The sequence below is a fragment of the Acinetobacter sp. 70_2 genome, assembly GCF_056736115.1.
Genome location: NZ_JBWZIP010000001.1, coordinates 168,153 through 179,942, shown reverse-complemented (window position 1 = coordinate 179,942; position 11,790 = coordinate 168,153). Strand labels below are relative to the sequence as shown.

At 30.0% G+C, this 11,790-nt stretch carries 15 protein-coding genes and 1 CRISPR repeat array (1 of these 16 cut by a window edge); of the genes, 11 read left to right on the top strand and 4 right to left on the bottom strand.

The annotated features are described in order from the left end of the window. Positions 1-170: 170 nt before the first annotated feature. Positions 171-689 (top strand): hypothetical protein, encoded by a 519-nt coding sequence (locus AC1PJ9_RS00750; RefSeq protein ID WP_206239793.1) that lies wholly within the window; start codon positions 171-173, stop codon positions 687-689. 435 nt (positions 690-1,124) lie between these two features. On the opposite strand, the gene AC1PJ9_RS00745 is transcribed toward AC1PJ9_RS00750, so the two are convergent. Beyond that, positions 1,125-1,718, bottom strand: coding sequence for a hypothetical protein (locus tag AC1PJ9_RS00745; protein WP_311086456.1), 594 nt, complete (start codon positions 1,716-1,718; stop codon positions 1,125-1,127). A 97-nt stretch (positions 1,719-1,815) separates the two neighbouring features. Beyond that, complete coding sequence (locus AC1PJ9_RS00740; RefSeq protein ID WP_311086455.1) at positions 1,816-2,538, bottom strand: hypothetical protein; 723 nt, start codon at positions 2,536-2,538, stop codon at positions 1,816-1,818. 69 nt (positions 2,539-2,607) lie between these two features. On the opposite strand from AC1PJ9_RS00740, the gene AC1PJ9_RS00735 reads away from it, so the two are divergent. Together AC1PJ9_RS00735 and AC1PJ9_RS00730 are read left to right on the top strand one after the other, a co-directional pair. Further along, positions 2,608-2,880, top strand: coding sequence for a helix-turn-helix domain-containing protein (locus AC1PJ9_RS00735; RefSeq protein ID WP_266128536.1), 273 nt, complete (start codon positions 2,608-2,610; stop codon positions 2,878-2,880). A 207-nt stretch (positions 2,881-3,087) separates the two neighbouring features. Next, positions 3,088-3,339 carry a helix-turn-helix transcriptional regulator gene (locus AC1PJ9_RS00730; RefSeq protein WP_266128537.1) on the top strand — a complete coding sequence of 84 codons (252 nt, stop codon included), beginning with the start codon at positions 3,088-3,090 and terminating at the stop codon, positions 3,337-3,339. 127 nt (positions 3,340-3,466) lie between these two features. Here AC1PJ9_RS00730 and AC1PJ9_RS00725 read toward each other — a convergent pair whose 3' ends face one another. Then, positions 3,467-3,838 (bottom strand): hypothetical protein, encoded by a 372-nt coding sequence (locus AC1PJ9_RS00725; RefSeq protein WP_311086454.1) that lies wholly within the window; start codon positions 3,836-3,838, stop codon positions 3,467-3,469. Between the two features lie 199 nt (positions 3,839-4,037). Between AC1PJ9_RS00725 and AC1PJ9_RS00720 the strand changes: the two genes are divergently transcribed. Next, positions 4,038-4,565, top strand: coding sequence for a hypothetical protein (locus AC1PJ9_RS00720; RefSeq protein ID WP_311086453.1), 528 nt, complete (start codon positions 4,038-4,040; stop codon positions 4,563-4,565). A gap of 135 nt (positions 4,566-4,700) precedes the next feature. On the opposite strand, the gene AC1PJ9_RS00715 is transcribed toward AC1PJ9_RS00720, so the two are convergent. Further along, a complete protein-coding gene (locus AC1PJ9_RS00715) occupies positions 4,701-5,216 on the bottom strand; it encodes a hypothetical protein (RefSeq protein WP_311086452.1) in 516 nt (171 codons plus the stop codon). A gap of 389 nt (positions 5,217-5,605) precedes the next feature. Here AC1PJ9_RS00715 and AC1PJ9_RS00710 point away from each other — a divergent pair, with 389 nt between their 5' ends. From AC1PJ9_RS00710 to AC1PJ9_RS00680, 7 genes are all read left to right on the top strand, one after another. Beyond that, positions 5,606-6,232 (top strand): hypothetical protein, encoded by a 627-nt coding sequence (locus AC1PJ9_RS00710; RefSeq protein WP_266128541.1) that lies wholly within the window; start codon positions 5,606-5,608, stop codon positions 6,230-6,232. A gap of 570 nt (positions 6,233-6,802) precedes the next feature. Continuing rightward, on the top strand, positions 6,803-7,231 hold the full coding sequence (locus tag AC1PJ9_RS00705; protein WP_311086451.1) for a PAAR domain-containing protein: 429 nt from the start codon (positions 6,803-6,805) through the stop codon (positions 7,229-7,231). A gap of 16 nt (positions 7,232-7,247) precedes the next feature. Next, positions 7,248-7,787: a PAAR domain-containing protein gene (locus AC1PJ9_RS00700; protein ID WP_311086450.1), complete on the top strand. Its 540-nt coding sequence runs from the start codon at positions 7,248-7,250 to the stop codon at positions 7,785-7,787. 1 nt (position 7,788) lies between these two features. Further along, complete coding sequence (locus AC1PJ9_RS00695) at positions 7,789-8,421, top strand: peptidase (RefSeq protein ID WP_311086449.1); 633 nt, start codon at positions 7,789-7,791, stop codon at positions 8,419-8,421. Between the two features lie 6 nt (positions 8,422-8,427). Continuing rightward, positions 8,428-8,886 (top strand): hypothetical protein, encoded by a 459-nt coding sequence (locus AC1PJ9_RS00690; RefSeq protein ID WP_311086448.1) that lies wholly within the window; start codon positions 8,428-8,430, stop codon positions 8,884-8,886. 49 nt (positions 8,887-8,935) lie between these two features. Beyond that, on the top strand, positions 8,936-9,421 hold the full coding sequence (locus tag AC1PJ9_RS00685) for an NF045616 family extracytoplasmic (lipo)protein (RefSeq protein WP_311086447.1): 486 nt from the start codon (positions 8,936-8,938) through the stop codon (positions 9,419-9,421). A gap of 259 nt (positions 9,422-9,680) precedes the next feature. Beyond that, the gene (locus AC1PJ9_RS00680; protein ID WP_311086446.1) at positions 9,681-10,121 is read left to right on the top strand and encodes a hypothetical protein; all 441 of its coding nucleotides are present in this window, start codon (positions 9,681-9,683) and stop codon (positions 10,119-10,121) included. A 442-nt stretch (positions 10,122-10,563) separates the two neighbouring features. After that, positions 10,564-11,790: direct repeats of the CRISPR family, unit length 28 nt; it runs 3,722 nt beyond the window's last position.

Below are 11,790 nucleotides of genomic sequence, written 5' to 3'. Positions count from 1 at the left end.
AAATTTATAGGTATTTTAGTTCAGTATAAGGTAGCTATAAGCTTTATATTACAAGGGTTATAGCACTATTTTTTATAATCGTTTTTACAGCGATATTCATATTGAAATTAGTGTAGGTTATAGGATAGTTGAAGAGTATCTCTTTAAGTGTCAATTTTAAGGAGTAGATAGTGTCAGAGTTATCAAAAGATAAGACTAAAAGAAGACTAACTAGTGTGATGAAAGATTATCAATGGAGATATCAATATAGTTTATTTCCTAGAATAGAAGGATTTGATAAGAATGAAGACAAAGAGAGAGCAGAAGACCTAATATTATCTGAGCTAAATATCTTTAGGGATAAGCTTAGAAAAAGATTTTTAGATATAGGTATCTTATTAGTAATAAAAAAAAGGACCTTATCTGAAGGTTTTAGAGTTAACTATAGGAAAGATTTTCAACAAATCTACCTTACTTGGTATTCATCTGAAGAAATACCAAAAGATAAACTCAAAAAAATTATAGATTCTGTTTATGGTGATGAAGTTAATTTGTTAACTAAACAAATGACAGTAGAGAAGATAGAGAAATCTATAAGTTCAATTAAAGAGCAAAGACTGCATGATTTAACGAAATACTTTGATTATGCAGGTAAGAGATTTGATCGTTTTAGTTGTCTTAATCTTAGTAAGTTTGTTGATTTAAATTGATGTTATTCATTGTGATAAATTGTAACTGAGATACAGAATTTCTATTTTCAGCTTACTTATTTTGATTTCTTCATTATTTGAAATATATCAAATATATAGCCTAAGTTAGATTGTATTAAAAGTAATGATAAAGATGACAAGACAAAGCTTAATTTAAAGCAGATTCTAGTATTGTAAATGCACTAAAACTTATAGTTAAACAGGCTTTTATTCTTGTGGGTTGGAATTTATTTAGTATTAAGGTGTGTTTTTAATTGATAGAAATTTTGAAATAAAATTTTGGTTAAAAAATAATAGACTTTTGAACTTGGCAGGAGATATTTCAAAAATGCATGTCATCTAATTATTAGGGGGTAGATTGAATGGTTCAATACAGACAGTGAGAGGACCCGTAATCTAATTCTAAATTACAGGTTTTGTTCGAGTTAATAGTTTTTATGGTTGAGTTTGTTTTTTATCATCATCTTCTGCAATAGGGCTAACATTGTAATTTTCTTTATCAGTAATAAACAAGGTATCACTAATCTCTTTCTGAGTATCGCTTATATGCTTATTAAGTATTTCGTTTATACTTTTCTTAATTAATACATTTTGAGGTAATGGATAGGTTTCTTCTTTAATATTAAATGTAAATGGAATTGTTTGGAAATTTGAACTATAGAAATTTATATAAGTATTAATCTTAATTTTGAGATTTTTAGTTAGTGGTGTTGCGTGATCGTAAGATAATTTATCTTTATCTGATCTTTCTAAATTTAATTTATCAAAATATTTTGTAAAAGCCTTATCTGTTGATTGAGACATATCATAATAGCTTCCACTATCTACAAGTTTCTCAGTTAGTCCTCCTTGATCATTGTCTATTAAAACTAGATCAAACATGACTTTTTCAGCAAATACATTACCCAAGCGAACAGGGCCATAATTAGTATTTAATTGGGACTTAGGTTCGTATTTAAGATAGAACGTCGCCCCTAATGTTGAAAGTATTATAGAAAAACATATAGCAATGATGTGCCAAGTTCTCATGAATCGTTATCCTTTTATATTCGTTAATATAGAGTTTTTTATCAGCATAGAGCTGTCGCTAGAAGGATGATAAGTATATATATATTCGAATGATTAATTATTTAGCAGTAACAATTATATTTCCACCTTTATCTTTGATCTCATAAGTATAACGGTGATTATTACAATATAGAGTATACCCCGTACTCATGGTAAAAGGGACTGCACCTGATACGGTGTCACATTTATAACCATTTATTTGAACTAATTGCACAAGTGCTCTGATAGCATCATCAGTAACTCGATCACCAATGATGGCATCTTTTTCTATATTAGATGATAAGTTGTTCATGCTCTCTTGAGATACTTTTTTATCTATAGTTTTAGTATTGTTACCACAAATGAAATTAAAAGTATCTCCTGCGCTAGCACCTGTTTCAGGCGTAAACCATGTACCTTTTTGTAGATAGTCTTGAAGATTATCTAGTGAATCACTTCCTTCACCTAATGTTCGCATTTTTTCAGTTTTACAATTAACTTCGTATTTGCTAAATGTAGTTTGTTCTATCCCAACTCTTTTATAAACAATAATAAAGTTTTTACCTTTCTGTTCTTTGCTAATTAAGAAATAGGTCCCTTTATCTGAAGAGTCGCTAATGGGAATTTGAACTTCTTGCTGTATTGATTCAAGTGCTTGTTGTTGGATTTCTCTAGCTTGAATTCTTTCAGACTTCGCTCTAGCTTCCTCCATTTGCTTTTGAAGATCAGCTGTATGTTCTTTGGAGCATGCTATTAGCATTAATGATGAGACGAGAGTCGGAATTAGCAATTTGTGAGCCATTAGCATTTACCCCTTATAAATTTTGCACCTAAAACGGGTGCAATATAGCATGCACCTATATTAGGTGCAATGAAGACACTTAAATTATCAGTTCACTCAACTGAACATATTTGGCTACGACAACTTTTTATAGCTAAAAGAAAAGAGCTTGAGTTATCACAACGTGCTTTAGCGGAACGTTTAGGAGTTGTTTATTCATTTATTGGAAAGGTTGAAACAGGTGATAGAAGGTTAGATATATTTGAGTTTATGGATTATTGCCGTGCATTAAAGCTAGACCCAATAGAAGTTCTTAATGAGATAAAAATTAACTTTTATAATGACTTGACTCTAAATAATTAGAATGTATAATTTCAATCCTATTTTTATTAGTGTTGGAATAGCCTATTGGTAAACAATAGATAGTAGAAGGTAGTTTTTAGGCGTTAAGTTTTTTCTCCAAAAGCAATTTAGCTTTATGGGGATTTTTTGTATTTAAGGACTTTGGTTTTTTGAATGTAAAAATTAAACGTTAAAGACAGAGTAAGTGAATGGTTGGGAGTAAAATTTATGAATCAAGTGGAGCAATTAGCAAAATATAATCATCAGCATTTACCAAAGTTAAGACTGACAATGAATGAAGTATGTGAAATGCTGAATGTAAGTAGAGATAAATTATCTAAGATGGAAAGGGAAGACCCAACATTCCCTAGATCGTGGAAAGATGGATCATCAAGACAAGCAGCTAGATTCTATGATTATCGAGAAGTTTTAGAATGGTACGAAAAAGATAAAGAAAAAAAACGAAATTTGTATAGTTGATATGAAACGGCGTATTGAGACGCCGTATTTTATTACTTTTGAGATAATTTATGATGATTGATTGTGTGAAGATTGTTTAGATAAAGATACGTAAGCAATCTCTTAGCATTTGACTACAAGTGTGAATCTATTTAGGGCAATATATTAAATAAATTACGTGTGGCAATGAGTCTTTTATTAAGTCACTGGCATTCTCTTTAGTTGGTAAATTTGGTGGTTTGGGAAATGATGAAAGATATTCCAAATCATTGTTCACAATTGTATCCCCACCATTAAAATAGAATGTCTGGTTCTTACAATTAACAGAAATATTAGACTTTAAAATTTTATTTTCTTCTAATGTAGTATAGGCAACGAATGTTACTCTAGCTGGATTTTTTAGAACTAGAATTGATTCTTTATCAAATTTTAGATTGTCTCCAAAAGATATCATTTCAGCATTTGTATATGAAATACAGGTTAGGAGAGTTAGGGTAATTGGTATTTTTTTACTTAACACTGTATTTTCCTTATCTTAGTTGATTTGAGTATACTTTAAAAATTTATACTCTTAACCTTACAGCGATGTTCTTAATAATTCTATTCTAGCTTTATGTTAGTAGTAAAGATTTTAAGATGATAATTAAGGGAAGAAGAAATATGTAAACCAATTTGTCATGGTGTTACTATTAAATATATATTTTCTAAAGGAGTAATAAATGGGGAATGGTATTTTTAATTGGGAACTGGTATCAAAATTTATACCATTAGTAGCGCCAATAGTAGCTTGGGTGATATTTAGTCAATGGAATAAGCAGAAGGGACGAGAAGTCATAGCACACGAATGTAAGGAGGGATTTAAAGATATTTTAGAAATAGCCAAGATATTGAGTGACATAAATATTGATCTAAAATCACCTCCTTCCAAGAAAATTGAAGAAAAAATAAATAGTGATATTGAGCATTTCGAAAGTATTAATAGGAGAATTATTAGAAATTTATTATTTGTGGATTCAACGATAATAGAAAAAAGTCTGTACGATAGTATATTGAAATATAATGAAAGTTATAATGATATGAAATTAATGCTTGAAATTAAGATGAAAACTTATGGTCTTAAAGGGGAGTGTCGAACACAAGAGTTTTTTGAAAAATTTATCAAAAGTATGAAGGGGATAACTGATATATATCAAAAATATGCTTTATACCAAAAAATACCTAAATTTAAAAATGAGAAAAAGGTGTGAGGTTACCTTAGAAAAGTATTCAAAATTAAGATTTAATCCTATGATATCTTGGTCGAAGGCCTTAATTTAATTCATTATCTCAAAATAGGGAGGCATCAAGTTTTTCCCTCTCTGAAAAATAAGGTTGTAGTCCATTTATGTGTTTTTGGAAAAATTGATAAATGGTATTAGGCTATCTTTAACTTTATTTATATTTACTAATACAACATTCTTTTTTACAAGTTCTGGTATTTCTCTACTATTAGAATATCTTTTCAGCATAAGCTGTTTATTGAATGAGGCTAGATTATTATCTAATAAACTAATACTTTGTAATACATTTCTATCATTATTAGTTAGTTTTTTTATTAAGCTCATTTTGGATAAATTTTCATATATCCATTCTTTTACATCACTAAAAAACTTTTCTTCAATTGTATGTTGATCGTGAGCACTTAGGGCGTAAGACATTATTTCACCTAATCTCTTATAAGATTTTTCAAGATCATCTAACTTATACCATAGGTCTTTACATTCATTTGCTATAACTTCTTTTTGCTTTTGGGTATGCCATTGATGATATAAAAACCAAGTAATCCCAATGGGTACTAGCCCCGTAATTAATGGAATAAATTTAGAAGCTAACTCCCAATTGAAACTACAAGCATCCATTATTAATCCTTCAGAATTCTATAAACAGCAGCAATGACACAATTAACAGCTTTAGCTATTTCATCTTATGTTAAGTCTTTATTGATTAACTCTTTGATTATAGCATGTTTTACTATATTAGATTTTAATTCATAGAATGATATCAACTGATTTCTAAACCTTATTTTGTACATTTTTAACTTGTAAATTATCACTATTCATTAACTCATATAAAAGTCGTTTAAAAAAGATAAATTATTATTAAATTATATGGTCCAATGATATATGTTAAGCTAGGGCATTACACCTTTATAAATTTCATAATTAAAGTGATTAAATTACTTATCCTATCTCTTTTGTTTTTTTCCTTTCAGGTAGCTGCTCTCAGTCCAGAGCAGGCCAAGATCAAAATGATGCAACAGAATAGCCAAAATGATGGCTTTTTAGTTGAAATGTATAAAGTTCTCGACTACAAAAGAGATACTTTACGGATTGATCAGGCTTTTAATACTCTTCAAACAAAGATTTCAAAAACCTCAGATACAAGTGAGCTAACAAGACTTTATTGTGTGGAATATCGCAAGCTTAAACAGCAGAGTTTAGATGCCAATAAGAAGTTTCATGTTACTACTTACAAGGAAGATGAAATATATGCTGAATCCTTGAATGAGTTAAACACACTGATAGCAGCCTGTAGAAATAATAGCATTACTAAGTTTCATGCAAAGGCAAATGATACCTACTTAAAGTATGGTAAATATCTAGTAGCTAGCTTCCATAAACGTCAAGTGGAATATAATCAATATAACGATACGAAAAATCTATTTGAAGATATGCATGTCACTAGAAAACGAATGTTGGAAGAAACTGATAAGGTTGCAGCACAAGATATGTTATGTATTGAATACCTAGGGAAAATGAGTGAGCTAAGCAATAAATCCATAGTATGGACGAATTCTCCATTAGTGCAGTTGAGAACTCAGATCAAAGAAAGCACAGCCAAACTAAAAATGAATTGCCAAGCACGAGGATATTAGAAAAATTTATACTAAGAAGGCTGTATCCGTGTATAGATATGTTTTCTTTGCATGAATTAATAAGTCTCTTTATTTATAGTACTATTCTTGGTTCAATGTTGGCGCAGCTGACTACAGTTATGAGGGATAATAATTAAAGATTTGTATCCTATTTTGTATCCCTTGATATTTTTATTTTTAAATTTTTAATAAAAACATAAACTTATATTTTGGGTGTGGTAGACGCCATCCCACCAAATACTAAAATTTATATAACTCAGTATGACGTTATATAAGACTAAAAGCCTTAACTATCAATAGTTAGGGCTTTTTTTATGAAGTTATATTAAAAAATAAATTTATTATAGTTAATATTAAACGGCACATTAGATGACTGATATAATGGAGCTATGGGCATTTTTTTATTCGTTAATAAGGGTGATTAAATTAAAGAGTTATTACTCAATAATTCTCATATATTGTATAATAATAATGTTCTAAAATATCAAAATTTATTATTTACCTATAAGTTGTTTTTTAGTTTGAGCGAGTTTTGATATTATTGTATTGAAAATTAGATCAGGAAACATAATGACAAGTCCTATTTTTTTAAAAGACCTTCCTATTGAACAATTAGAAAAGCTTTCAGAAAATGATATTCAACAAATTTCTAATGCTGAACAACTCTATTGGAATAATAAACCTCATATTATTTACCATGTTGCTGTACATGGTGCTAAATCCAAGAATGGTGGTTTAGTTAAGGCATCATCTAGCAGTTCGAAAATTAAAGGATTAGCTATTGCTCGTGTAGGTGATGAGGTTATTTATGCAGATGGTACAACCTCTAAGATAATCTCTGGTGCGGGTTCTGCATGTGTTGTTGAAGGCCTACCAGTAGCATTAGTAGGTAGTCACGTAGAAAATGGTGATGAAATTATTGATAGTCCTAATACTTCTGTCGCTATCAGAATTTACAAAGATCAACCAAAACCTAAAAACTTTTTGAGTCATGACTAATTTTAAGGAGTAAATCATGGCTAAAGGTTTTGCAATCCATAATGCTATTACAGATCATGGTGGAGTTATTCCATCTACGCAAACAAGAACTTCTCAAATGGGCAACTTATTTGTTAGAGCTGGTGATGGTCATATGTGCCCTAAATGCAGGTGTTGGTCTGTGGTTATTAAAAGCCATGACCATATCATTATGGATGGTAAACCAGTAGCATATGTGGGTGATAAGTTATCATGTGGTGCAACGATTCAACCACAACAGTCTCATGTTGTAGGAGAGAGTGGTAGTCCTTATTCTGGAAAGGATAACCAAAAAGATTCATCTATTAATAAAAAATTTGATGAGCAAGTTCAAATAGAAATCAATAATAGTTTTTCAGAGCTTTTTGGAGGATTAGGCTATAGACTTAAAGTTGGAGAAAAAGTCATTGAAGGAACATTTGATTCTTATGGTAAAACAGAAAGATTTGAAACTCAGAATGCTGCACAGGTTTCTGAATTTGAAATCTTTTTTAAAGACAAAATTAAATATTTCTCAGATTTAGAAGGAGAAGAGTAAAATGGGATTTAGTATTCTTGAAAATAATTTAGATAAAATAATTACTAATAATAAGAAAGATAGTTTAGCTAAATTGAAGTTAAGAACGAGAACTTTAACGGCAGGGGAAATTGAGTTATGTCAATTAGTCTATAAAAATACAATAGATTATTCTAAAGTTACAATTATAGAAGGTAGTTTTTTTCCATTTGATTTACAGAATGAAGATACTTTTGTGACTCCAAATGGACATATTTTCATTCCAACCAAACATTTTTTATTGGATTATAGTAAGGAAGATATAAGTTATAAACATTTATTTATTCATGAAATGGGTCATGTTTGGCAACATCAAAGAAAGAATAGAGTACTTATAAGTGCAGGAATAGCACAAGCATGTACAGTTTTTAAGGACCCATATAAATATAATATACATAATACCGACACTGTGGCTGACTATGTGAAATATAAGAGTAATAAGAAATTTGTAAATTACAACTTAGAATCGCAAGCAGAAATTTTTGCAGATTACTGGGCATTAAAAACAAATAATTTACAGGCAATTAGTAGAAAAAACTTAATCAATATAGATAGAAATAACTTACAGGCTACTATAGCAGTCTATGAAGCAAAAATAAGAGAAGTAATTAAGTAGATCGATATGAAAGAGAAAAAAATTGTTGGATACACCTTAATAGTATTATTTTTAATTTCAATTATTTTTATGCTCAATAAAAATAAGAATGAAGAATTTAAAATAAGCTTGATACATGATAGCTTAGTTATCAATTTTCCAAATAAAATCTTTGTTAAAAATTATGCAATTAAAGATTTTGAAAAAGATAATTTTTCAAATTCAAATGGACCAACAGAGTATAGAAAAGTATTAGAAAACTCATACTACAAAGAAGTTGATCTTATAAAAATAGAAAATATTTCAAAATACAATATTATACCAGATCATGCTTATTTTTATGTTATGACTCAAGAAAATGATCATGATTTAAATGCTAGACTAAAATCTCTAGGTTTCTGTATAAAAGGAAATAGTGTGCTATTACAAAGCAGTCGAGAAAAGGACTCAGATTTTATAGAAAAATGTCATGCTAAAGATAAATAAAATTTTAACCCTGATAGTAATTATTTATTATTAACAAGATAAAAATTGAATGAAATTATTATATTTACTGCTTTTTATTATTAGTAGTACTGCTAGTGCTTCTCCCTATGCCATCCTAAATGTAAAAATTAAAGACAATGATGTGTGTGTATTTACAAAAGGAGGCTATGACAAAGCATATGAGAATCAGACCTTAATTTATATGGGAAAAGTAGATGGAATTAATACCTTTCATGATTCTTATTCAAAAACTTATTTGAATCTTAAAATGCCTATTATTGAAGAGAACTGTATTAAAATTAAGCCATCTGAGTTTAAAGAGCCTTTTCCGTATGATGTTATCCTTGAAACAGACCAATCATATACGCAAAGAATTTGCGTAAATAGGACAATTGAAGGAAAAACTGTATTATTAGAAGCTAAAGCAGACCTTGATAAAGGTATATATTGTGGAACTAATCAATATGATTATTCTAGTAATAGCCTTTGGAATAAATTAAAAAATCTCTATTATTGGTTAGTTAGCTTATTTTAGAGAACTACAAATTAAACAAAATTTTAGAAAATCATGCTTATTATATGTTGTTAGGTGAAGAAAGATTAAATAAAACTATGTAGATGTTTAACCTCAGCCCTAATGCGTTTGAGGTTAAGTTGAGAGTGTTTACTTAAATTATTATATTTACTATTTTTTATTGATGGATCTATTAGTGCTTCTCCCATTCTACTTTATATGTAAAAGTTAAAGATTCTAAATTTTGGTGAAATCTAAAAAATAAATTAATGGCTAATCTATGTTGAAAAATATTAATTTTAGAAATTGTATTAAGTTAATTACTCTGTCTGTATTAATTTTACTTAGTTCTGGTTGTGCTTTGTTTAAAAATAAGCTTCAATTAACAGGATTAATTGAATCAAGAAATCTACTATTTAATTTTAAAGATAAAGAAATAGTTATGTTAGCTTACCAAGTTAACAGTTTAGAAGAGTTTGAGAAAGATAGTTTAACTTATAAAAATATTCTCAAATATCAAAATTATGAAGGTTTTAAAAAAATCTCAATTGAGGATTATAAAAAGAAAAATATTTTAGATAATCATGCCTATTATTTAATAGTGACAAAAGAAGGAACAGTCTTACAAACCTTTGGATTTTGTATTAAAGATAAAACTGTCTACCTTCAAGAGGATCAAAAGGATGATCAGGGCTTTACAAACAAATGCCACAATTTATAAAGACATTTTTTACTTAACTAAATATTCTTTTATCTTTTTGAAAAGTGTCAGTTTTAGTGTTTCTAAAACGTCCATAGAGATCCTAGATCATTCTTCTTAATATACTTTTATGTTAATGTTTTAGTTTGGTAGACGCCATCCTACCAAGTTTCGTAAAAAGCCCTGAAACGTAAGTTTCGGGATTTTTCTTTTTAAGATTTAAATTATTAAATCATCTATACGATGAAGAACGGATAGTTAATGCATTCATTGTTTAGCTCCTTTTTCTAAATCATCTATGCGATGAGCAACAAGAACTAATCGAATGTTAGATGGTGTATTACTTTCTAAATCATCTACGCGATGACGAACGTAGATACTGTTCTTAGTAACAGGCGTAAGAACTTCTAAATTATCTACACGATGACGAACTTTTGGTTGGGAACAATCAATGAAAATGGAGTCTTCTAAATCATCTACGCGATGAGCAACATGTTTTGCCTGGTATTCAAAGTAAAGAAAGATTTCTAAATCATCTATGCGATGAACAACTAGACGACCGATGAAGTGAAACTTCTCCCAGTTTTCTAAATCATCTATGCGATGAACAACATGTTTGAACGGAATCTGGTGCAAGTTCAGTCTTTCTAAATCATCTATGCGATGAGCAAGAATATCAAGCTGCTTATGAAGTTCACCAGTCTTTTCTAAATCATCTATGCGATGAGTAACTTACGAATAGCAATTTCGCGCTCAGCTTCTAATTTCTAAATCATCTATGCGATGACGAACGAGAAAATATTCTTTTATATGTTTCGATGAGTTTTCTAAATCATCTACGCGATGAGCAACGTAAAGGCGGTTGGCCCGGTCTAGCCGTTGATTTTCTAAATCATCTACACGATGAGCAACACTACGCACGGTGTTAAACGTCCTTCCGCATATTTCTAAATCATCTGGACGATGAGCAACTTAATGCCACTCAATCCTGATTTTGCGCCCTTTTTCTAAATCATCTACGCGATGAGCAACGGGGGAAATGAAACATATGACCTACCTTTCATTTTCTAAATCATCTATGCGATGAGCAAGGGTCACGTAATTGATGCTGAAAATGGTGTGCATTTCTAAATCATCTATGCAATGACGAACTCGACAATCAATTCGTCATCAATATCGATCCCTTTCTAAATCATCTGAGCGATGACGAACGTTCCTGTAAAAGCCTATTCTAAGATGGGAATTTTCTAAATCATCTACGCGGTGAGCAACTTGCTTTTGCAGCTCTTCCACTTTCGCTTGCTTTTCTAAATCATCTACGCGATGACCACTATATTGGACTAGAGTCCATCATTAGAAGACGTTTTCTAAATCATCTGGGCAATGAACAACTACCACAAAGAGCTAAGCGCCCATGTCTTGTGTTTCTAAATCATCTGAGCGATGAGTAACATCTGATTGTTGCTCACTTGGCTACACTTCAATTTCTAAATCATCTACACGATGAGCAACCCACCCTTTAGCTGAAGCAAAGAGATGTATTTTTTCTAAATCATCTGTGCGATGAATAGCTTAAGCTACTCTCGAGTGGTTTTTTATTGCGATTTCTAAATCATCTAGGCGATGAAAAACTTGTCGAATTAAAGTTTTGCACGGGCGTGAATTTTCTAAATCATCTGGGCGATGAGCA

Bases quoted from the DNA above. Each gene is read 5' to 3' on its own strand.
- AC1PJ9_RS00685 (WP_311086447.1), top strand. From the start codon at position 8,936: ATGAAATTATTATATTTACTGCTTTTTATTATTAGTAGTACTGCTAGT.
- AC1PJ9_RS00700 (WP_311086450.1), top strand. From the start codon at position 7,248: ATGGCTAAAGGTTTTGCAATCCATAATGCTATTACAGATCATGGTGGA.
- AC1PJ9_RS00720 (WP_311086453.1), top strand. From the start codon at position 4,038: ATGGGGAATGGTATTTTTAATTGGGAACTGGTATCAAAATTTATACCA.
- AC1PJ9_RS00680 (WP_311086446.1), top strand. From the start codon at position 9,681: ATGTTGAAAAATATTAATTTTAGAAATTGTATTAAGTTAATTACTCTG.
- AC1PJ9_RS00705 (WP_311086451.1), top strand. From the start codon at position 6,803: ATGACAAGTCCTATTTTTTTAAAAGACCTTCCTATTGAACAATTAGAA.
- AC1PJ9_RS00690 (WP_311086448.1), top strand. From the start codon at position 8,428: ATGAAAGAGAAAAAAATTGTTGGATACACCTTAATAGTATTATTTTTA.
- AC1PJ9_RS00695 (WP_311086449.1), top strand. From the start codon at position 7,789: ATGGGATTTAGTATTCTTGAAAATAATTTAGATAAAATAATTACTAAT.
- AC1PJ9_RS00740 (WP_311086455.1), bottom strand. From the start codon at position 2,538: ATGGCTCACAAATTGCTAATTCCGACTCTCGTCTCATCATTAATGCTA.
- AC1PJ9_RS00715 (WP_311086452.1), bottom strand. From the start codon at position 5,216: ATGGATGCTTGTAGTTTCAATTGGGAGTTAGCTTCTAAATTTATTCCA.
- AC1PJ9_RS00745 (WP_311086456.1), bottom strand. From the start codon at position 1,718: ATGAGAACTTGGCACATCATTGCTATATGTTTTTCTATAATACTTTCA.
- AC1PJ9_RS00710 (WP_266128541.1), top strand. From the start codon at position 5,606: ATGATGCAACAGAATAGCCAAAATGATGGCTTTTTAGTTGAAATGTAT.
- AC1PJ9_RS00735 (WP_266128536.1), top strand. From the start codon at position 2,608: ATGAAGACACTTAAATTATCAGTTCACTCAACTGAACATATTTGGCTA.
- AC1PJ9_RS00730 (WP_266128537.1), top strand. From the start codon at position 3,088: ATGAATCAAGTGGAGCAATTAGCAAAATATAATCATCAGCATTTACCA.